This is a genomic window from Sphingomonas sp. ABOLH (assembly GCF_003951715.1).
Classification (GTDB): Bacteria; Pseudomonadota; Alphaproteobacteria; order Sphingomonadales; family Sphingomonadaceae; genus Sphingomonas; species Sphingomonas hankookensis_A.
Genome location: NZ_QQWV01000058.1, coordinates 1 through 21,210, shown reverse-complemented (window position 1 = coordinate 21,210; position 21,210 = coordinate 1). Strand labels below are relative to the sequence as shown.

General features: G+C 66.2%; 20 protein-coding genes. 10 read left to right on the top strand and 10 right to left on the bottom strand.

Annotation, left to right across the window (positions count from 1 at the left end; genetic code table 11):
• The coding region (locus CA237_RS17825; RefSeq protein WP_206433014.1) for an alkaline phosphatase family protein at window positions 1-980 on the top strand (980 nt) is incomplete at its 5' end.
• Window positions 981-1,057: 77 nt separating this feature from the next.
• On the opposite strand, the gene CA237_RS17820 is transcribed toward CA237_RS17825, so the two are convergent.
• From CA237_RS17820 to CA237_RS17800, 5 genes are all read right to left on the bottom strand, one after another.
• Entirely contained in the window at window positions 1,058-2,287 is a 1,230-nt protein-coding gene (locus CA237_RS17820; RefSeq protein ID WP_126015075.1) for an alpha/beta hydrolase, read from the bottom strand.
• A 69-nt stretch (window positions 2,288-2,356) separates the two neighbouring features.
• A complete protein-coding gene (locus tag CA237_RS17815) occupies window positions 2,357-3,298 on the bottom strand; it encodes a right-handed parallel beta-helix repeat-containing protein (protein WP_126015083.1) in 942 nt (313 codons plus the stop codon).
• A gap of 88 nt (window positions 3,299-3,386) precedes the next feature.
• The gene (locus CA237_RS17810) at window positions 3,387-3,665 is read right to left on the bottom strand and encodes an integration host factor subunit beta (RefSeq protein WP_126015073.1); all 279 of its coding nucleotides are present in this window, start codon (window positions 3,663-3,665) and stop codon (window positions 3,387-3,389) included.
• Window positions 3,666-3,837: 172 nt separating this feature from the next.
• Entirely contained in the window at window positions 3,838-5,541 is a 1,704-nt protein-coding gene (gene rpsA, locus CA237_RS17805; RefSeq protein WP_066689665.1) for a 30S ribosomal protein S1, read from the bottom strand.
• 460 nt (window positions 5,542-6,001) lie between these two features.
• A complete protein-coding gene (locus CA237_RS17800; RefSeq protein ID WP_126015071.1) occupies window positions 6,002-7,678 on the bottom strand; it encodes a DEAD/DEAH box helicase in 1,677 nt (558 codons plus the stop codon).
• A gap of 205 nt (window positions 7,679-7,883) precedes the next feature.
• On the opposite strand from CA237_RS17800, the gene msrB reads away from it, so the two are divergent.
• Complete coding sequence (gene msrB / locus CA237_RS17795; protein ID WP_241215536.1) at window positions 7,884-8,330, top strand: peptide-methionine (R)-S-oxide reductase MsrB; 447 nt, start codon at window positions 7,884-7,886, stop codon at window positions 8,328-8,330.
• 64 nt (window positions 8,331-8,394) lie between these two features.
• On the opposite strand, the gene CA237_RS17790 is transcribed toward msrB, so the two are convergent.
• Window positions 8,395-8,973, bottom strand: coding sequence for a CHAP domain-containing protein (locus CA237_RS17790; RefSeq protein ID WP_126015067.1), 579 nt, complete (start codon window positions 8,971-8,973; stop codon window positions 8,395-8,397).
• Between the two features lie 339 nt (window positions 8,974-9,312).
• Here CA237_RS17790 and CA237_RS17785 point away from each other — a divergent pair, with 339 nt between their 5' ends.
• Window positions 9,313-9,864 carry a hypothetical protein gene (locus CA237_RS17785; RefSeq protein ID WP_126015065.1) on the top strand — a complete coding sequence of 184 codons (552 nt, stop codon included), beginning with the start codon at window positions 9,313-9,315 and terminating at the stop codon, window positions 9,862-9,864.
• A gap of 233 nt (window positions 9,865-10,097) precedes the next feature.
• On the opposite strand, the gene CA237_RS17780 is transcribed toward CA237_RS17785, so the two are convergent.
• Genes CA237_RS17780 through CA237_RS17765 form a run of 4 tightly spaced genes read right to left on the bottom strand, consistent with a single transcriptional unit; the run spans window position 10,098 to window position 14,120 of the window.
• A complete protein-coding gene (locus CA237_RS17780) occupies window positions 10,098-10,835 on the bottom strand; it encodes an extensin family protein (protein ID WP_126015063.1) in 738 nt (245 codons plus the stop codon).
• Window positions 10,832-11,545 carry an NUDIX domain-containing protein gene (locus tag CA237_RS17775; protein WP_126015061.1) on the bottom strand — a complete coding sequence of 238 codons (714 nt, stop codon included), beginning with the start codon at window positions 11,543-11,545 and terminating at the stop codon, window positions 10,832-10,834. The genes CA237_RS17780 and CA237_RS17775 overlap by 4 nt, the downstream gene beginning before the upstream one ends.
• Window positions 11,542-12,780, bottom strand: coding sequence for a hypothetical protein (locus CA237_RS17770; protein WP_126015059.1), 1,239 nt, complete (start codon window positions 12,778-12,780; stop codon window positions 11,542-11,544). The genes CA237_RS17775 and CA237_RS17770 overlap by 4 nt, the downstream gene beginning before the upstream one ends.
• A gap of 8 nt (window positions 12,781-12,788) precedes the next feature.
• Complete coding sequence (locus CA237_RS17765; protein ID WP_066689673.1) at window positions 12,789-14,120, bottom strand: MFS transporter; 1,332 nt, start codon at window positions 14,118-14,120, stop codon at window positions 12,789-12,791.
• A gap of 131 nt (window positions 14,121-14,251) precedes the next feature.
• Here CA237_RS17765 and cyoA point away from each other — a divergent pair, with 131 nt between their 5' ends.
• Genes cyoA through CA237_RS17730 form a run of 7 tightly spaced genes read left to right on the top strand, consistent with a single transcriptional unit; the run spans window position 14,252 to window position 20,967 of the window.
• The gene (gene cyoA / locus CA237_RS17760; protein ID WP_206433013.1) at window positions 14,252-15,397 is read left to right on the top strand and encodes a ubiquinol oxidase subunit II; all 1,146 of its coding nucleotides are present in this window, start codon (window positions 14,252-14,254) and stop codon (window positions 15,395-15,397) included.
• A gap of 10 nt (window positions 15,398-15,407) precedes the next feature.
• A complete protein-coding gene (gene cyoB, locus CA237_RS17755) occupies window positions 15,408-17,408 on the top strand; it encodes a cytochrome o ubiquinol oxidase subunit I (protein WP_206433012.1) in 2,001 nt (666 codons plus the stop codon).
• A 3-nt stretch (window positions 17,409-17,411) separates the two neighbouring features.
• On the top strand, window positions 17,412-18,041 hold the full coding sequence (gene cyoC, locus CA237_RS17750) for a cytochrome o ubiquinol oxidase subunit III (protein WP_126015057.1): 630 nt from the start codon (window positions 17,412-17,414) through the stop codon (window positions 18,039-18,041).
• Window positions 18,041-18,430, top strand: a complete 390-nt coding sequence (gene cyoD, locus CA237_RS17745) for a cytochrome o ubiquinol oxidase subunit IV (protein ID WP_126015055.1) — start codon at window positions 18,041-18,043, stop codon at window positions 18,428-18,430. The genes cyoC and cyoD overlap by 1 nt, the downstream gene beginning before the upstream one ends.
• Window positions 18,430-19,131: an SURF1 family protein gene (locus CA237_RS17740; RefSeq protein ID WP_126015053.1), complete on the top strand. Its 702-nt coding sequence runs from the start codon at window positions 18,430-18,432 to the stop codon at window positions 19,129-19,131. The genes cyoD and CA237_RS17740 overlap by 1 nt, the downstream gene beginning before the upstream one ends.
• A 49-nt stretch (window positions 19,132-19,180) precedes the next feature.
• Window positions 19,181-20,440: an ATP-binding protein gene (locus CA237_RS17735; RefSeq protein ID WP_241215535.1), complete on the top strand. Its 1,260-nt coding sequence runs from the start codon at window positions 19,181-19,183 to the stop codon at window positions 20,438-20,440.
• On the top strand, window positions 20,437-20,967 hold the full coding sequence (locus CA237_RS17730; protein ID WP_126015051.1) for a response regulator transcription factor: 531 nt from the start codon (window positions 20,437-20,439) through the stop codon (window positions 20,965-20,967). The genes CA237_RS17735 and CA237_RS17730 overlap by 4 nt, the downstream gene beginning before the upstream one ends.
• Window positions 20,968-21,210 lie beyond the last annotated feature (243 nt).

Sequence of the window (21,210 nt, the reverse complement as noted above, 5' to 3'; positions counted from 1 at the left end):
CCGTCGCTCCGCTCGCCCGCGCCGTTGCGGTCGCGGGCAAGACGATCGGCACCGGCCGGTTCGAACGCGCCGCCGGCGACGTGAACAATTTCCGCCGCTCGCCCGAATATGACGCCGCCGTCCTCGCACTTGCCGCCGGGCTGATCCAGGACATGAAGCTGGGTCAGGGGCCGCAGACCGACATCATCTCGATCGGCGCGTCGGCCACCGACTATGTCGGGCACGGCTATGGCACCGAAGGCAGCGAGATGTGCCTGCAGCTGACCTCGCTCGACCAGAGCCTCGGTGAGTTCTTCAAGGTGCTCGACGCGACGGGTGTCGACTATCAGGTTGTGCTGACCGCCGACCATGGCGGCAGCGACGCCAGCGAACGCCATGCGCACCACGCAATTCCCGACGCCGTGCGGCAGGACGGCGAGCTGACCGTCGAGGGCATCGGCAAGGCGATCGGGCAGAAGCTCGGCATCGCCGGCCCCATCCTGTTCGGCGGGGTCAATGGCGATGTGTGGTACGACATCAAGCTCACCCCGGCGCAGAAGGCGGCGGTCGAGCGCGAGGCGATCGCGATGTTCATGGCGCATCCGCAGACCCAGGCGGTCTTTACCCGCGCGCAGATCATGGCAACGACCGTGCCGAACACCCCGCCCGAAACCTGGACGCTGGTCGAGCGCGCCCGCGCGTCCTTCTATCCGCCGCGCTCGGGCGACCTGCTGGTGGCGATGAAGCCGCGAGTGCTGACGCTGCCGCATCCGGTTGTCGGCAGCGCGGTCGCGACGCATGGCAGCTTCTGGGACTATGACCGGCGCGTGCCGATCCTGTTCTGGCGCAAGGGCGCCGGCGGGTTCGAGGAGCCGTTCGGTGTCGAGACGGTCGATATCCTGCCGACGCTGGCAGCCACCATCGGGCTGAACGTGCCGAAGGGAGAAATCGACGGCCGCTGCCTCGACCTGAACCCCGGCGAAGGGTCGACCTGTCGCTGATCCGACCGTTCGGTTCGAGCAGCTTCGAGCTCGTCGAGAAGCGTCCGTCAAGAACTCCGCTCGACGGACGCGCCCACTCACGGCAACCGCAGCATCGCCGTCGCCGCCGCTGCCGGATCGGCCCGCTCCTCCAGCGAGCGGACGATCGCGGCGGCGGTGCGCGGCACCTTGCCCGCGAATACCCGCCCGCCGTTGACGGTCACCCGCACCGGCCGGTCGAGATCGACCAGCCGGTCCGACAGGCGCAGCACCAGCCCCGCCGGGACCGCGCCGTCGATGGTGATCGCCTGTCCGTCGACGCGCGCATCGATCCGGTCGCCCGCTTTGGGCGCGGCGCCGTCAGGCAGGTGCAGCCAGTAGAAACGGTCGTGGGTCACATCGTCCTGCACCCAGACGACTCGCTTCGGCCACGGATTGCGGACGAATTGCGCCATCCATGGCAGGGCCTCGGCATCCCTGCGGTTCATCCAGTGCGGCAGGCCGGGATAGATGCGGGTGATCGAAACATAACCGCCCGGATCAGCGGCGTGGAGCTTCGCCAGTTCCGCGCTCTTTTCGGCGGCGATCCTGTTGCGGTCATAAGCGGCGTCCGCTCCGCCCATGAAGATGCCGAACGGCAGGTTGCGTAAGGACGCCACGCCCGCCTCGTTCGGATGGCCCGCCATCATCGATGCCGCGGCGAAGCGATCCGCCATGCGCGGCGCCAGTTGCCACACGCCATCGCCGCCGGCCGAATAGCCGAGCAGATAGACCCGATCCGGATCGACGCCGTTGATCGCGACCTGCGCATCGATCAGCCGTTGAAACAGCGGATCGATATGCGCCTCGTGCCACAGATTCCACGTATCGGTCGGTGCGCGCGGCGCGAGGTAGATGCCCTCGGCCGGTTCGTAGAGCCGGATCTGGTTGCGCCATTGCTGGTCGTTGACCGCCGGCGCGGCATTGCCGCCGCCATGCATCGAAATCCACAGGCTGCGCTTGCCATGGAGAGCGCTGCCGAACTGACGACTTTCCCAGCGCAGCGTCTTGTCGCCCAGCGTGATCGCCTTCGCCGCCATCGCCGCCCGATAGTCGGCTGTCACTTGCCGCATCCGTGCCGCCGCCAACAGTTCGAGCGCCACATCCGCCTCTGCCTTCGACAATGGCCGACGAAGCACCGCAGCGTCGTTCCGCCGCACCGCATCCGGCTGCATCGTCCAATTTGACAGGTCGTTCAAAGTGCGCACGGGCGGTGACTGTCGGGGCGCGGCAAGCGTCGGCATGGCCGACAGCGTCAGAAGTGCAGCGAGCGTAAAACGGCTTTTCATGGATGCACGAATATCGCGTATTGCCGTTCGACCGAAGGGGAAAGCGTGGCCGGCTAGCAATAGCCTGCGTCACCGCGTCTCGAATTTGCGAACCCCCGGTCCCAGCCGGTTCGCGCCGACCGCAACGCCGTCGCCGGTATAGTCGGCGACGAACGCCGGACTCTTGTCCATGCCGGGCGCCAGCCGTGCGTCGTTATCGTCGATGCGCAGCCCGCGCGCCGGGAAAGTGCGCTTCTCAGCACCGACGACGATGAAGCCGGTCCAGTTCTCCTTAGCCTTGCCCTGGACGAAGGTGTTGCGTGCGATCACTCCGGTCGCGCCTTCGGGTAGGTCGATCATATAGTTGGTCTTGTTGCCACGACTGTCGTCGAAGCTGGAGTCAGTGATGTCGATGCGGGGCGCGCGGATCTTCACATAATGGCCGCCGGTGCCGCGTTCGAAGCGCGACCGGGTGATGGTGATCGAGCCGTTGTTGCCGAGATAGACTGAATGCGAACAGTCGGTCGTCTCGTCGCACTGGCCGAGCCCGGCAAAGGTCGAGCGGTCGATGACGATGCGCTGCCGCCCGTCCGGATTGCCGCCCAATATTCCTTCCTGGCTGTCGAGGAAGGTGGAGTTGGTCACGGTCAGGTCGCCGATCTCGGTACGGATGCCCGCGCCATTGCCATCGGGCACGCGGATGCGACGGAACACGATTCCGTCGACGGTCGAGCGCCGTCCGCGCAGGACGAAGGTCGCCTTTTCCTCGCACGCCCCGCCGTCGAAGATGACCGTGCCGGGCGTACGCGCGCGAAAGGTGATGTCGCCGCCGGTCTGCACCGTGCAGTCGCGATAGGTCCCAGGCGCAATCAGGATGGTCGCGGTGCCGTCGCGCACCGCCGTCACCGCCGCATCGATCGTCGCGAACCCCTCGCCGGTCTGTTCGATCACGAACGGGGCGGTGCGCTGCTGCGCCGGCAGCGGAGCCGCCAGCAGCACCAGCGCGAAGGGCAGGAAGTGGCGAACGTGCATCGGCCGGTCCTCTATCGGTTCGGCCCATGCCATGCGCCAGCAAAGCCCTGCGCGAAAGAGGGCAAAACCGTCCCGGCGCGGTACGCGCTCAGACGTTCAGCCGCGCGCGCATTTCCTTGCCGGGCTTGAAATAGGGCACGCGCTTGGCATCGACCTCGACCGCTTCGCCGGTGCGCGGGTTGCGGCCGGTACGGGCATCGCGCGCGCGGGTTGAAAAGGCGCCGAAGCCGCGCAGTTCGACACGACCGCCTTCACGCAGCTGTTCGGTGATCGCATCGAAAAAGGTCGCGACGATCCGTTCGACATCCCGCACCGGCAATTCGGGATTTTCCTGGGCCAGTTGCTGAACCAGTTCCGATCGGATCATCTTTTCCCCCACCAAATCAAAACCATGTCGCGGAACGGTTCGATCCGGACATTGGGTTGCACTAACCTATGTTGATCGTTCCTCACAATCCGCCTTTCGAATGAACGCAAAAACGGGGCGCTCCAAACTGGAGCACCCCGTCCCTGTTTCCACCGATCGGCGGACGAAAAGCTTACTTCTGTTCGCCGCGCGCCTTCAGCGCCTCGCCCAGAATGTCGCCCAGCGACGCGCCCGAGTCGGACGAACCGTACTGCGCAACCGCCTGCTTCTCTTCGGCGATCTGCATCGCCTTGATCGAGAAGGTCGGCTTCTTCGAACGATCGAAGCCGGTGACCATCGCGTCGAACTTCTGGCCAACCTGGAACCGCTCCGGACGCTGTTCGTCGCGGTCGCGGCCGAGATCGGTGCGCTTGATGAAGCCGGTCGCGCCATCGTCGCCCTGCTGCACTTCGAGGCCCGCATCGCGGACTTCGAGCACGGTCACGGTCACGATCGCGTTCTTGTTCAGGCGATCACCCGCCTGCGCCGCGACCGGGCCACCACGCTCCAGCTGCTTCATGCCGAGCGAGATGCGCTCCTTGTCCGGCTCGACCGCCAGCACGACGGCCTGAACCGTCTCGCCCTTGCGGTGCAGATTGAGCGCGTCTTCGCCCGAAATGCCCCAGGCGATGTCCGACATGTGGACCATGCCGTCGACGTCGCCGTCCAGGCCGATGAACAGGCCGAATTCGGTCGCGTTCTTGACTTCGCCCTCGACGGTCGAACCGACGGGGTGATCTTCCGCGAACTTCTCCCACGGATTCGCCTGTGCCTGCTTGAGGCCCAGCGAGATGCGGCGCTTGTCCTGATCGACCTCGAGGACGATCACGTCGACTTCCTGCGAAGTGCTGACGATCTTGCCCGGATGGACGTTCTTCTTGGTCCAGCTCATTTCCGAAACGTGGACCAGACCTTCGATACCCGGCTCCAGTTCGACGAACGCACCATATTCGGTGATGTTCGTGACGCGGCCCGACAGCTTCGCCCCGACCGGATACTTGGCACCGGCGCCATCCCACGGATCGCTTTCCAGCTGCTTCATGCCGAGCGAGATGCGCTGCGTGTCGCGGTTGATGCGGATGATCTGAACGCGGACGGTGTCGCCGATGTTCAGCACTTCCGACGGATGCCCGACGCGCTTGTACGACAGGTCGGTAACGTGCAGCAGGCCGTCGATGCCGCCCAGGTCCACGAACGCACCGTAATCGGTGATGTTCTTGACCACGCCGTCGATCACCTGACCTTCGGCAAGGCTCTGGATCAGGCCCGAACGCTGCTCGGCGCGGGTTTCTTCCAGCACCGCGCGACGCGACACGACGATGTTGCCGCGCTTGCGGTCCATCTTCAGGATCTGGAACGGCTGCGGGATGTCCATCAGCGGGGTGACGTCGCGAACCGGACGGATATCGACCTGAGAACCCGGCAGGAACGCCACGGCGCCCGACAGGTCGACGGTGAAGCCGCCCTTGACGCGACCGAAGATGACGCCTTCGACGCGCGCGGTCTTGGCGAATTCAGTTTCCAGCTTGTCCCACGCGGCTTCGCGACGGGCGCGGTCGCGGCTCAGCATCGCTTCGCCGTTCGCATTCTCGACGCGGTCGACATAGACTTCGACTTCGTCACCGACCTTCAGATCGGCCTTCTGGCCCGGCGCCGCGAATTCGCGCAGCGGCACGCGGCCTTCCGACTTCAGGCCGACGTCGATGACGGCGAGGTCGTTTTCGATGCCCGTGACGGTGCCGATGACAACGCGGCCTTCGAAGCTTTCCGAAGCACCGAACATGTCGTCGAGCATCGACGCGAAATCGTCACGGGTGGGATTTGCCATGCTGGCCATATAACTCTTGGTTCCTAAACGTATCTGTTTCCGGCCGGCCGGTTGTCTCCGGCGGTCTTTGACCGGCATTGCCGCGCGCGCCGAATACGACACGCGGCATTCCACGACCCTGTCGTCACGAAAGGCTTGCCCCGGCAATGCGGAAAGGACGCCTGCGCATCCGGCCTACGCGAGTCTGTGCTCGTCGAACCGGCGCGCCATACGCCTTTTGGGCGGATCACGCAACGGTTTGGGCAGCGGAAGAAAGGTTGGTTCACGCGAAGGCGCGATGACGCGGAGAAGAAGGGAGAAGGTTAGATTTTCGCGCAGAGACGCGGAGGCGCAGAGAAGTTGCGTGTCGAACGCCTGACGCTTGTCCGGCGAAGCCTTTCGACTACCCTGCAGCAGAGGAGAACAGCCGCTGTCGCGGCGGATGGTCGCCGCGACCGCAACCCCTCCGCGCCTCCGCGCGAAAATCAGCTCACCCCCGACGCCCGCCGCGATACGGCTTGGCGGAATGGCGAGGCGGTGCGCCATTGGTCCGGCGCTGCGGAGCGGCCGGCGGACCCGACATCTGTTCGAACATCAGGTCATCGTCCGGCATCGCCGTGCGCTTGACCGAGGCGATGAACTTGCCCGCGATCGCCTTGGGAATTTCGAACGCCGATTCATCGTTCGCAATGCGGATCGCGCCGATCTCACCCTTGGTGATGTGACCGCGACGGCACAGCAGCGGCAGCAGCCAGCGCGGATCGGCATTGTGCCGGCGACCGACATTCATGCGGAACCACACCGTGTCCTCGAACCCCGGACGCGGCCCTTCTTGGCGCTCGCGTCGTTCGGGCATGCCGCCAGCCGACAATTCCTCGGGCGCGGGCAGCTTGGCGCGATAGGCGCGGACCAGCAGCGCGGCGATATCTTCCGGCGTCTTCTCGGCCAGCAGGCGCGCGCCCAGTTCGACATCGGCCTCGTCGAATTCGACCGGCTCGGCCAGCTTGGCGAGCAGGCGCTCCCGATCGGCCGCGTGAATCTGCTCGGGGGTCGGCACGCCGATCCATTCGGCGTTGATCTTCGCATCGCGCAGCAGTCCTTCGACCCGGCGACGACGCTGGAACGGCACGATCAGCGCGGCGATGCCCTTCTTGCCCGCGCGGCCGGTGCGGCCCGAACGGTGCTGGAGCGCTTCGGCATCACGCGGCAGTTCCACATGGACGACCAGGCTCAGCGACGGCAGATCGATGCCGCGGGCGGCAACGTCGGTCGCGACGCAGACGCGCGCACGGCGGTCACGCAGCGCCTGTAACGCATGGTTGCGCTCCGACTGCGAATGCTCGCCCGACAGCGCGACCGCATCGAAACCGCGCTCGACCAGATTGGCGTGCAGGTGGCGCACCGCTTCGCGCGTCGCGCAGAACAGGAACGCGGTGTCCGGTTCGTGCAGGCGCAGCAGGTTGACGACCGCATTCTCGATATCGTTCGGCGCGACGGTCATCGCCTGATAGCTGATGTCGCCATGGCCCCGCTCCGCCTCGCGCGTGTCGATGCGGAACGCGTCCTTCTGGTAGCGCTTGGCCAGCGCCACGATCGGCTTGGCGAGCGTCGCCGAGAACAACAGCGTGCGGCGCTCGGCCGGCGTGCCGTCGAGAATCCCTTCGAGATCCTCGCGAAAGCCCATGTCGAGCATCTCGTCGGCTTCGTCGAGGATCGCGACCTTCAGCCCCGACAGGTCGAGCGCGCCGCGTTCGAGGTGATCGCGCAGACGCCCCGGCGTCCCCACGACGATATGCGCGCCATGGCTCAGATTCCGGCGTTCGCGCGCCGCATCCATGCCGCCAACGCACGACACGATGCGCGCGCCGGTCGGGCCGTACAGCCACAGCAATTCGCGCGCGACCTGCAACGCCAGCTCGCGGGTCGGGGCGATGACCAGCGCCAGCGGCGCGCCGGCACGCGGCATCTTGTCCTCGGCGTCGAGCAGGTCGCGCGCGATGGCAAGGCCGAAGGCGACGGTCTTGCCCGATCCGGTCTGGGCGGACACCAGCAGGTCGCGTCCTTCGGCATCAGGCGTCAGGACGGCCGCCTGAACGGCGGTCGGAGCTTCATAACCACGCGCGGAAAGCGCCGCGGCGAGCGGTTCGGGTAACGTCGAAAAAGGCATAACGCGCCAAATGGCCCCAAATTGCGGCTACGGCAAGGCCATGCGTATCGTTTACCATGCAACCGGACCGCGAAATTGGCAAAAGATTTTCGTTTGTCGGCTTCCGTACCCGGACATTGCCGGTGCGACGCCCCTTCCCCACATCGCCGGTGAAGGGAATCGCACGATGCCGATCGATCGCCGCCGCCTGCTCGAACTGACCGGAATGTCGGCGCTCGCCGCGCTGATCGGCTGCGCACCGGAGGCGAGCGAGGCGGCGCAGACCTTCCCGTTCAAGCTGACCGACGCCCAGTGGAAGGGGCGCCTGACCCCGGCGCAATATAATGTGCTGCGGCAGGAGGGGACCGAACGCCCCTATAGCAGCCCGCTGAACGACGAAAAGCGCAAGGGCGTGTTCGCCTGCGCCGGTTGCAATCAGCCACTGTTCCTGTCGACGACCAAGTTCGAAAGCGGCACCGGCTGGCCGAGCTTCTACGCCCCGCGCCCGGGCGCCGTCGCGACCCGCGCCGACCGCTCGCTGATGATGACCCGGACCGAGGTGCTGTGCAGCCGCTGCGGCGGGCATCTCGGCCACGTGTTCGACGACGGGCCGCCGCCGACCGGCAAACGCTATTGCATGAACGGCGTGGCGATGACCTTCCGCCCCGCCTGAACACCAAAAGGCCCGCCGCATTCCGCATGCGGCGGGCCCTTTTGACAATGGCGCGGGGATCGGATCAGTCGTTGAGCGCGACGACCATGCGGGCATGGGCCGGCTGGGTGCTGGCACCGCCCTGCACCGGAGCGGGCGGATCGGTCTTCACGATCACCAGCGGCGCTTCCAGCTCGCTGCCGCGCGGCGCATGCTTGGCATAGATGAAGCCGTTCGCCGGATAGGCCGAGGTGCCGAGACCGCCGAGCGGACCGTACCACACCTTCACTTCGCTCCAGTCGCCGGCGGCCGACACGTCGATCGCGCGGACATCGCGCTCGATCCCACCGCGGCGCGACCAGTTGGCATGGGTCAGCAGGACTTCGCGGTCGCTGACAACCTTCGACACCATCGCGACATGACCGAGGCGCATCTTGGAGGTGGCGGCAAAGGACAGAACCGCCCCTTCCTTGGGCGCATGGCCGCGTTCATACTTGCCGGCGGCCTGGCCCCACCAGGTATGGGCGTTGCCGAAGATTTCGACGCCCGAGATTTCGCGGGCATAGGGGGCGCATTGCCAGAACCGGGCCTGGGCCGGAGCCACCATCGCCAGAGCGCACGAAACCACCAGCGCGAAACGCGCTGCCACAGCACCAAACTTCATCTGACCCCCACGGCCCCACGAATGTCGTGAGCGGCATGAAGCAGGGTTTACCGCCCACGAAAACCCCACCCCTGGCCAAATGGGAACCAATTCCGACGAACCGTGTTTGCGCGGCGATGACTGGCGGATGAACCGTGGAACGCCGGTCGTTTTGCCCTGCCCGCTCCCGACGTGTCGCCGAACGCCGATGCGACGAACTGCATCAGGTCGTTGTTGCAATGCAGCACCGAACCTGTTCGGATATGTCGTCGATCGGGGGTGCCGTGTTTCGTTCAGCAAGCCGTTAACTATTCTTCGGCACTATTCGGTCGGTTGTAATCTTGGGCGGGGAGTTCACAGATGGCGATTGCACGCAGGCCGGCGGAAGGCGCGATTACGCTGGCGGAGATGAAAGAGTTCGCGACCTTTTCGGCAGCGACGCAGCGGTACATCCGCCGCTCGCTCGATATCGGGCTGGATCGCGACGACGCGATGCGCCGCTGGTCGCGAGACGTGGTGGAGGCCGCCAGCATCCGTGCACAGGCACGCATCTATGATCGCCTGCCCGACATCCGCGCCTGCATCCCCGAGGACAGCGGGCTGGATGCGATCGAACCGTTCATGACGCCGCTGCTGACGGTGACCGCGTTCGATCTGGGCCAGGGGCGGCTGACGACGTTCGGCGCCTATCGCTTCCTGTACGAACGTCTGGTCGGGCCGGAGGCACGCCCATGGCTGCCCGCCGCCTTCTGCGCCTCGGCCGCCTTGCCGCATCTCCATCCCGAACTACGTCGCAAGCTGCTGCAATCGCTCAGCGAAGCGGCGGCAACGGCATCGGGCTGGTCGATGCGTCAACCGGCCTTCTATCCGGCGTGGGTCGAAAAGGTCGAAGCCGGCGCGCCGATGCATTGATCGCGGGGGCGGATGGGGCTCCGACCGTTCCGTGATATGACGGCCCACTCTGTCCTAAAACGTCACCCCGGCCTTGAGCCGGGGTCCCGCTTCTTCTTCGTCCGGGGGGGAGTAGGTAGAAGCGGGACCCAGATCAGGTCCGGGAGTGACGGACAGGATTTGGACTGGTGCCACCGCATCAGCCGCGGCCGGTCAATCCGTGCCAGCCTTACCACGCCCAGCAGCCGGCCCCCTCACCTGCATGCCCCGCCGAATCCGCGCGTAGCCTGATCGAAGTGGAAATGGTCGCGGTGCGCGGCATTGTAATCGGGCGACAGCACGGTCGAGAAGACGCCACACGCGCCATCGCGGACCTCGCGCAGGAACGCCGCCTTCGCCGCATCGTCGCGGCCCTGCCCTGCCGTCCAGTCGCCGACGACGCTCACCCGCCGTCCATCGGCCAGCACGAATGCAGCGATGTCGAGCGCGTTGGCTGTCGCATGCTCGCTGAACGCCCCGGTGTCGCGGCCATACATCCGCCGGCAATTATAGCTGCCGAAATTCTCGATTCTGACGACCGGTTCGCCGAAATGCTTCTGCGCGGCGGGCTGGACGACCTGCCACTCCCATAGCGCCATCCCGGTCGCGACGCGGCACGACACGCCGACATCGGGCGTGATGGCAATGGTCCGCGACCCGCCCCCGCGCATCCGCACCGCATCGTCGTACCCGCATTGCCCCGCATCGTCGCGCGGCGGCAGCGCGGTGTAGCGCACGCCTGCCACATCCAGCAGCGCACGGCACCCCGCGAAGTCGCCCGCCAAATCACCTATCTTCGCACGCGTGAACATGCCAACCGGCTGCGACAGGTCGAGCGGGGTCCAGGGCACGTCCTGCGGGCGACTGCGGGAAAAAGCGTAGATGGCGAAAGCGATGGCAGCGAGGACGGCGAGCCATACGAGGGTACGAACGCCGACCGACAGCGCCTTCATGCGCGCACCGCGCGGTCGGCGGGTTCGGCCGTGACCGGATAGCCCAGATCGTCGGGTATGCAGATGAAGCGGCCATCGTCCCGCTCCTCGACCCACGGCGTTATCGTCCGGACCGGCCAGCGCGCGGCATCGGCCAGCACCTCGTCGGCCGACTCATGCTGCGCGAGCCGCTCCAGGACCCGGCGGGTCGGGAACAGCAAGGTCGCCTCCCCCCGGTCGGCGGAGGCGAGCGCGTCGGCGGCCGCCAGCCACAGGGTCCGGACATTCTCCGTCGCATCGACCCGTGCAGGCGGCGCATCCTCCGGCAGGCGGGCGACGTAGAACCACGTGTCGAACACCCGTACCGGCACATGGTCGGGACGCCACCGGGCATAGGGGATCAGTGGTGACGGATCGACCGGGCCCAACGCCCCGATCGATGCGCCATCAGCCAGTGCCGCGCGCATCGCTTCCACGTCGCCGGATAGGCCGATCGCGATCCCCGCCTCCTCGATCGTCTCGCGGATCGCGGCCAGTCGCGGCGCAAGATCACCGTTACCCATCGCCAGCGCCAACGCCCGGTCGCCCGGGTCGATCCGCCCGCCGGGAAATACCAGCGCGCCGCCGGCAAAGGCCATTGCCGCCGACCGCTCGACCATCAACAGTTCGGGCGGTCCGGCGGCCCGGTCGCGCAACAGGATCAAGGTGGCGGCGGGAATCGCGGTCGTCATCGCGGGGAGTTGGGAAGCGCCCCCGGCAATGTGAAGTCGCCGCCTGCGCGAACCAGTCGCCAGCCATCGGGCAGGAAATCGAGCGACATGTAATAATAGAAGACGCAGGTCCCGTCGGGACGGTAGCTCGCCCCCTTCAACAGCCCGATCGCGGTCGTGCCGACGAACACCGGCCCGCCGCTGTCGCCGCCCTTGCACCCCGGCCCCGCCACCGCGACCCAGGTCGGCAGGCACGGCCCGCCGCACAGGTCACCGGAGGGGGCGAAGTCGACCATTTCGACTTCGGCGCAGCTATAGCCGCTATGTTCGCCCCGGTGGCACACGATATCCCCGACCCGCGTGCCGGCCCGGCTGCGCTGCCCCTCGACCGGGCGCAGCACCGTGCGCGCCGCGTCGGAATAGAATCGCGGCTGCACCGCATCGGGGCTGGCATTGACCTGTACGTCGTGAAACCCCCAGCCCCATTGACCGATAAAGGTCAGCGGGGTGCGGGTACCGCCCTTGGCGACATGCTCGAGCGTGTCGGGGCAGTGGGCGGCCGTGACGATGCCGTTCTGCACGCCATCGGTCACGACGAAGCCGGTCGTGCAGTAGAAGCGCCGCCCGCTGACCGGATCGGGGCCGATCAGCCGCGATCCGCCGACGACCTCGCCCGACAGGTCCAGTTCGGGGCGACCGCTGGTCGCGATCCGGACGGGCACGCCGGTCAGCGACTCGATCCGCCGCTTGAGCGCCGCGACATCGCCCGCCGCATCCGTCGCGCCGATCAGGACCAGCAACGTGCCGTTCCGGGCGTCGATTCCCATGGCCGGCGGACGTTGCACCATCGCTCGGATCGCCGCCTGGTGATCGGCAATCGCCGCCAGCATCTGCGTACGCGTGGCGGTCGCGCCGATGCGGAACCGGATCGGAATCGACAGGCCGTCGATGGTCACCTGCCCGTCCGGTACGGCTCGCTTGCCGGTCAGCAGGACGGTGACCGCGCCGTCCCGCTCGATCGAGGTGCCTGCCAGCCGGTCGCGATATTCGCCCTCGATCCATTCGGTCACGGCGACGCTGGCCGCCTGCTTGCGCAACAGGACCAGCGCATCGGCCGGATCGATGCTGCGGATGCGAGCGACTTCGGCCGCATCCTGCGCCAGTGCGGTGTCGGCGGAAACGACGACGGCGGCGTCCTGCGCCGCGGCGGGGGTTCCCGCCGCCAGCGCAAGCGCCGCCGCCCAGTATCGCAGCATCGACCGGATCAATCGAGTCGGCGTGCCAGTTCCTTGTTGAGCGCCAGTGCCGCCAGCGTGCCGACGGCACCCGACAGCAGGTACAGGCCCGATGCCAGCAGCCCCAGCTTGTCGGCCAGCGCCAGTGCCACGAACGGCGCGAAGCCCGCCCCGAACAGCCACGCTAGGTCCGACGTCAGCGCCGCGCCGGTATAGCGCGAATCCTTGGCGAAGTTCGACGCCACCGTCCCCGACGACTGACCGAACGACAGGCCCAGCAGGATGAAGCCGGTGATCATGAACGCGATCTCACCCGCGTCGCCGCCGTTCAGCAGCAGCGGCGCGAGGCCGGAGAACAGCGCGATGGCGATGGCACCGATGCCCAGCAGGGTGCGGCGACCGACATGATCGGCCAGCACGCCCGAAATGATGATCGCGAAGATGAAGAACAGCGCGCACGCGGTCTCGATCCACAGGAAGCGTTCGATCGGCTGCTCGGTCTTCAGCAGGATCCACGACAGCGGGAACACCGTGACCATATGGAACAGCGCGAAGCTGGCCAGCGGCACCAGCGCGCCGATCACGATCGTCTTCCACTCGCGGCCGACCGTCGGCAGCACCGGGGACGCCTTCAGCTCGCGATTCTCGAACAGCTTGGTATATTCGGGCGTCACGACGATGCGCAGCCGCGCGAACAGCGCCACGACGTTCAGCGCGAACGCCACGAAGAACGGATAGCGCCAGCCCCAGCTGATGAAATCCTCGGCGCTCATATAAGCGGTGAAGAAGGCGAACAGCGCGCTGGCGACCATCAGGCCGAGCGGGGCGCCCAGCTGCGGGATCATCGCGTACCAGCCGCGGCGATCCTGCGGCACGTTGAGCGCCAGCAGCGAGGCGAGCCCGTCCCATGCGCCGCCCAGCGCGATACCCTGCAGGATACGCAGCACCGCCAGCAGGATCACCGACCATGCGCCGACCTGGGCATAGCCCGGCAGGAACCCCATCGCCACCGTCGCCGTGCCGAGCAGGAACAGCGCGATGGTCAGCTTCGTGCCGCGCCCATGGCGACGGTCGATCCACATGAACAGCAGCGTGCCCAGCGGCCGCGCGAAGAACGCCAGCGGGAACAGCGCGAACGAGTACAGCGTGCCCGTCAGCCGATCGACATAGGGGAACATCAGCTGCGGGAACACGATCACCGACGCGATCGCATAGACGAAGAAGTCGAAAAATTCCGACGTACGCCCGATGATCACGCCGATCGCGATCTCTTCGGACTGGACGTTCACCTCGCCGCCGCCATGGTTGACGGCCCGGGCATCGGCCTCGAGTTCGCGGGAGTGGACGAAGGCCTCGGCCATAGGGACTCCAAGAGCAGCGCGGATGCCGCGCGGATAAACAGAATGTGCGCCCGTTATCGCAATGCACCAAACGCGGGGATAGGACAAAATGTCCTATCGCAGTGCAGCATCGCACGGCATAGGTCGCGCCCATGATCCTGCCCCGCTCGCTCCCGTGGCACCGGCCACTGCGTTCGCTCCTCCCGCTCGCGGCCCTGCCGCTGCTCGGCGGATGCGACCTGGTCGTGCTCAATCCCGCCGGCGACATCGCGCGCCAACAGGCCGACGTCCTGATGATATCGGTCGGCCTGATGCTGCTCATCATCATTCCGGTGATGGCGCTGATCGTCTGGTTCGCGTGGAAATACCGCGCCAGCAACGAAACGGCGACCTACAAGCCCGACTGGGACCATTCGACCGCGCTCGAACTGGTCATCTGGTCCGGTCCGCTGCTGATCGTCATCGCGCTCGGCGCGCTGACCTGGATCAGCACCCACCTGCTCGATCCCTATCGCCCGATCGGGCAGATTTCGTCCGGCAAGCCGGTGCCCGAGGACCAGCAGCCGCTGGAGATCCAGGTCGTCTCGCTCGACTGGAAATGGCTGTTCATCTATCCCGAACAGGGCATCGCGACGGTCAATCGCCTGGTCGTGCCGGTCGATCGCCAGGTACGGTTCCGTCTGTCGTCGTCGTCGGTGATGAACACCTTCTACGTGCCTGCCATGGCCGGCATGATCTACACGATGCCGGGCATGGAGACGAAGCTCCACGCCGTGCTGAACCGTCCGGGCACCTTCGACGGCATGTCGGCGCATTATAGCGGTGCCGGCTTCTCCTATATGAACTTCAAGACGACGAGCACCGACGCCGCCGGCTTCGACAAGTTCGTGGCAGGCGTGAAGGCGATGCCGAACCGGCTGGACACCGCGCGCTATCTCGAGCTGGAGAAGCCGAGCGAAAAGGTGCCGCCGATGGGCTTCAGCGGGGTCGAACAGGGGCTGTTCACCCGCATCGTGCAGATGTGCGTCAAGCCCGGCACGCCGTGCATGACCGAAAGCATGGGCCATGGAGGCCATGGTTCGGCGGTCAACAGCCGACTGCCCGAAGGGGAGCGTACCAAGGGCGCGCTGGAAAAGGCACCTTCCGAATATGGTGTCAGCCCGCATAGCAGCGGCGATGCGCCGCAGGGGTCGTCGGCCGCTCCCGGTGCCGCCGATCCGGGCAACGACGCCAACCGCAACATGACCCGCATCGCGCCGCCCGCGATCCCGGGCCGCACCGCTCCGGCACTTGGCTGAGAACGAGATCATGTCCGATACCCTTACCAAGCTGATCTTCGGGCGCCTGACGCTCGAAAGCTTCCCGATCCACGAACCGATCATCGTCATGACCTTCATCGCGGTCGCCATCGGCGGCGCGGCGGTGCTGGCGGCGCTGACCTATTTCAAACTGTGGGGCTATCTCTGGAAAGAGTGGTTCACGACGGTCGATCACAAGAAGATCGGGATCATGTACATGATCCTCGGCATCGTCATGCTGCTGCGCGGCTTCGCCGACGCCATCATGATGCGCAGCCAGCAGGCGATCGCGTTCGGCGACAACGAAGGCTTTCTGAACGCGCACCATTATGATCAGGTGTTCACCGCTCACGGTGTCATCATGATCTTCTTCGTCGCGATGCCGTTCGTCACCGGGCTGATGAACTATATCGTGCCGTTGCAGATCGGGGCGCGCGACGTGTCCTTCCCGTTCCTGAACAATTTCAGCTTCTGGATGACCGCGTCGGGCGTCGTGATCGTGATGGCCAGCCTGTTCGTCGGCGAATTCGCCCGCACCGGCTGGCTGGCGTTCGCGCCGCTGTCGGGGCTGGATTATTCGCCGGATGTGGGCGTCGACTATTATATCTGGGCGCTCCAGCTGGCGGGCGTCGGGACATTGTTGTCGGGCGTCAACCTGATCGCGACCATCGTCAAGATGCGCGCCCCGGGCATGGGCCTGATGAAGATGCCGATCTTCACCTGGTCGGCGCTGGTCACCAACATCCTGATCGTCGCCGCCTTCCCGGTCCTGACCGCCGTGCTCGCCATGCTGTCGCTCGACCGCTATGTCGGCACCAACTTCTTCACGAACACGCTCGGCGGCAACCCGATGATGTACGTGAACATGATCTGGATCTGGGGCCACCCGGAGGTCTACATCCTGGTCCTGCCGGTGTTCGGCGTGTTCTCCGAAGTCGTGTCAACCTTCTCCAGCAAGCGGCTGTTCGGCTATACGTCGATGGTCTACGCGCTGCTGGTCATCACCATCCTGTCGTACCTGGTATGGCTGCACCACTTCTTCACCATGGGGTCGGGGGCGAGCGTCAACTCGTTCTTCGGCATCACCACGATGATCATCTCGATCCCGACGGGTGCGAAGATCTTCAACTGGCTGTTCACCATGTATCGCGGACGTATTCGCTACGAGCTGCCGATGATGTGGGCGATCGCCTTCATGCTGACCTTCACCATCGGCGGCATGACCGGCGTTCTGCTCGCGGTGCCGCCGGCCGACTTCGTGCTGCACAACTCGCTGTTCCTGATCGCGCACTTCCACAACGTGATCATCGGCGCGGTCGTGTTCGGCACCTTCGCCGGCATCAACTACTGGTTCCCCAAGGCGTTCGGCTTCAAGCTCGACCGCAAATGGGGTCTGGTCAGCTTCTGGTGCTGGTTCGTCGGCTTCTGGGTCGCCTTCACCCCGCTCTACGTGCTGGGCCTGATGGGCATCACCCGGCGTCTGCGCCACTTCGACGATCCGAGCCTGCAGATCTGGTTCGTCATCGCCGCCGTTGGTGCCGTGATCATCGCGGTCGGCATCGCCGCCTTCCTGGTGCAGATCGCGGTCAGCATCATGAACCGCGACAAGCTGCGCGACGTGACCGGCGATCCGTGGGACGGCCGCAGCCTCGAATGGGCAACCTCGTCGCCGCCGCCGGACTATAACTTCGCCTTCACGCCGGTCGTCCACGACATGGACGCGTGGTACGACATGAAGAGCCACAAATATGCCCGGCCGACCGAAGGCTTCCAGCCGATCCACATGCCGAGCAACACATGGGCCGGTATCGTGATCGCGGGCGTGTCGACCGTGTTCGGTCTGGCGATGGTCTGGTACATCTGGTGGCTGGCGGCGCTGTCGTTCGTCGCGGTGATCGGCATCGCGATCTTCCACACCTTCAACTACAAGCGTGACTTCCACATTCCGGTCGAGGAAGTCATCGAGACGGAGCGGCGGCGCACCGCCGACCTCCAGGCCGCGGGGGCGTAAAACATGGGTTCGTCGGTACAAATCCCCGCGGGCGCGGAAGGTCGCGCCTACCACCTGGCGGAGGAGCATGAGCATGAGGCCGGGTCGAGCACCATGCTCGGCTTCTGGCTCTACCTGATGAGCGACTGTCTCATCTTCGCCATGCTCTTCGCCGCCTATGGCGTCTATTCGGGTAGCACCGCGGGTGGCCCCGACGCCAAGGAGCTGTTCGACCTGCCGCTCGTCGCGCTCAACACCGCGATGCTGCTGTTCTCGTCGATCACCTACGGCTTCGCGATGATCGCCGCCGAAGAGGGCAAGAAGGCCGCGACGCTGCGCTGGCTCGCCATCACCGGCGTATTCGGCCTGTGCTTCCTCGGCATCGAACTCTACGAATTCAGCCACCTGATCCATGAAGGCGCCGGGCCGCAGCGCAGTGCGTTCCTGTCGGCGTTCTTCACGCTGGTCGGCACCCACGGGTTGCACGTCACCTTCGGCTCGATCTGGCTGGTCACGCTGATGGTGCAGGTCGCCAAATACGGCCTCGGTGCTGCCAACATGCGCCGGCTGATGTGCCTGTCGCTGTTCTGGCACTTCCTCGACGTCATCTGGATCGGCGTCTTCACCTTCGTCTATCTGCTGGGAGTCCTCTAATGGCCGGCCACGCCCATCACGACGCGCACGGTCATGGCGCTCACGGTCATGGCGACGCGCCCGCACATGGTTCGCGCAAGGACTATGTCATCGGCTTCCTGCTGTCGGTGCTGCTGACTGCGATCCCCTTCGCGCTCGTCATGACAAACGCCTTTGCCGATACGCGGATCACCGCGGGCATCGTCATGCTGTGCGCGGTCGTGCAGATCGTCGTCCACATGATCTACTTCCTGCACATGAACACCAAGTCGGAAAGCGGCTGGACGTTGATGGCGCTGATCTTCACCGTCGTCCTGGTCGGGATCGTGATCGCCGGGTCGCTGTGGGTCATGTACCACATGAACATGAACATGATGCCGCAGATGTCCGGGGATATGGGCGCGATGTGATGCGGGGCCGGCCGATCCGACGCATCCTGATCGGCACGCTGATCGGATGCGTCATCGCCGGCCTGATCGGCCTGGGCGTGTGGCAGTTGCAGCGTCGCGCATGGAAGCTGGACCTGATCCAGCGGACCGAAGCGATGCTCCGCTCCCCGCCCGTCCCCGCCCCGCCCCCGGCGGCATGGGGCACGATTACGAGCGACGACGCCTATCGTCCCGTCATAGCCACCGGGCGCTACCGCCCCGACGCCGACACCTATACCCAGGCCGCAACGGCGCTGGGTGGCGGTTTCTGGGTCCTGACCCCGCTCGACACCGGGCGCTTCACTCTCCTCGTCAATCGCGGGTTCGTGCCGCCTGACCAGCGCGGCAAGGTGCCCCCGCCACCCGGCACCGTGACCGTGACCGTGCGCGGGCTGCTGCGCATCAGCGAACCGGGCGGCGGCTTCCTGCGCAGCAACGTGCCGGCCGAGGATCGCTGGCATTCACGCGACGTCGCGGCGATCGCCGCCCGGCGTGGGCTCACCGACGTCGCCCCCTATTTCATCGATGCCGTCGCCGATCCACAGGTCGAGTGGCCGCGCGGCGGGCTGACCATCGTCTCGTTCCGCAACAACCACCTCGTCTACGCGCTGACCTGGTTCGGCCTCGCGCTGCTGCTGGGTGGCATGACATGGTGGGTCGCACGGCGCGAACCACGGGCGTAACATGCGCCCGATGCAACCCGCCCCTCCTTCCACGACTCCGCGCCTGCCCATGGCGGACGGGGTCGGCCGCAACATGCTGTTGCTGGTGCAGTTGCGCTGGCTGGCGGTCGGGGGGCAGCTGGGGACGATCCTGGTGGTCGACGGGCTGCTCGGCATCCGCCTGCCGCTGATCCCGATGGCGAGCGTGCTGGCGGCGCTGGTGCTGCTGAACCTCGTCACGCTGGCGCGCCGGTCGCGGTGGAGCGACACCAATTTGCCGCTGTTCGCCGCCCTCGTCCTCGACGTCGCCGCGCTCACTGCGCAGCTCTATCTGTCGGGCGGGGCGCGCAACCCCTTCGTGTCGCTCTATCTGTTGCAGGTCGTGATCGGCGCGATCCTGCTGAAGGTCTGGTCGAGCTGGGCGCTGGTCGCGATCACCAGCGGCGCGTTCGCCCTGCTCGGGCCGTTCCACCGCCCGCTCGACCTGCCACCGGCCTATGCCAGCAGCCTGTCCGACGCCTATCTGATCGGCAACTGGATCAATTTCGTGCTGGCGGCGACGTTGCTGGTCGCCTTCGTCACGCGCATCGCCGCGAACCTGCGCGACCGCGATACCAAGGTCGCCCAGCTCCACCAGCGCGCGGTCGAGGAGGAGCATATCGTCCGCATGGGCCTGCTCGCCAGCGGTGCGGCACATGAACTGGGCACGCCGCTGTCGTCGATCTCGGTGCTGCTGGGCGACTGGAAGAACGAACCGGCGATCCGCCGCGACCCGCGCTTCGTCGCGGAGGTCGACGACATGCGGGCCGAGGTCGCGCGCTGCAAGGAGATCGTGTCGGGCATCCTGTTCGCCGCGGGCGAAGTGACGGGCGAGGCACCGACCCGCACGACATTGCGCACCTTCCTGACCGCCACGCTCGACCGCTGGCGCGGCAACGATCCGGCACGCGCCGTGTTCGAGGATCGCTTGGGGCCCGACGTACCGATCGTCGCCGACCGCGCGCTGGCGCAAGCGCTGACCAATCTGCTCGACAATGCTCTCGAGGCTGGCGGACGCAACATCGCGCTGCTGGCGCTGCGCGACGGATCGACGCTGCGCCTGACGGTGCGCGACGACGGCAATGGTTTTACCGACCGCATTCTCTCACAGCTCGGCAAACCCTATAATACCAGCAAGGATCGGCAGGGCGCCGGGCTCGGCCTCTATCTCGCCACCAATGTCCTGCGCCCGCTGGGCGGCACGATCGAGGCATTGAACCGTGATGGCGGCGGGGCGGAGACGACGCTGATCCTGCCGATCGATTCGCTGGCGCTGGAGAAGACGCGATGACCGAGCGCCGATTGCTGATCGTCGAGGACGACGCGACCTTTGCCCGTACATTGTGCCGGTCGTTCGAACGACGCGGCTATGGCGTAGAGGTGATCGACGGCCCAGACCGGCTGGAGGATGTCGCACGCAGTTTCGAACCGGAATATGCGGTGGTCGACCTGCGGCTGGGCGGCGCGTCCGGGCTGGCCTGCGTCTCCGCGCTGTCGGCGATCGATCCGACGATCCGCATCGTCGTGCTGACCGGCTTCGCCAGCATCGCGACCGCGGTGGAGGCGATCAAGCTGGGCGCGACCAACTATCTGACCAAACCCGCCAACACCGACGAAATCGAGGCCGCCTTTGCCCGGGTCGAGGGCAATGCCGATGCGGACCTGACTGCCGCTCCCACCTCGATCAAGACGCTGGAGTGGGAACATATCCATCAGACGCTCGCGGACACTGGATTCAACATCTCGGAAGCCGCGCGAAGGCTGGGAATGCACCGCCGGACGCTCGCGCGAAAGCTCGACAAGCGCCATCTTTCTTGAGCGGCAGGGGTTCGAAACCACCCCGTCCCTGTGGTAACATGCCGCCAAAGGGGAACGGTTCATCGTGCGGCAGGTTCGAAGAGACTATAGCCTGCGTGCCGCACCGGAAGAGTATAGGATGATTAGCATTACCGACCATCGCCCTCGTTTCGCCCGCCTTGCGCGCCGCGCGCTGCTGGCCGGCATCGCGCTGACCGGTGCGACCGCCGCCGTGGCGCAGGTGACGCCACCGCCGGTCGTGCC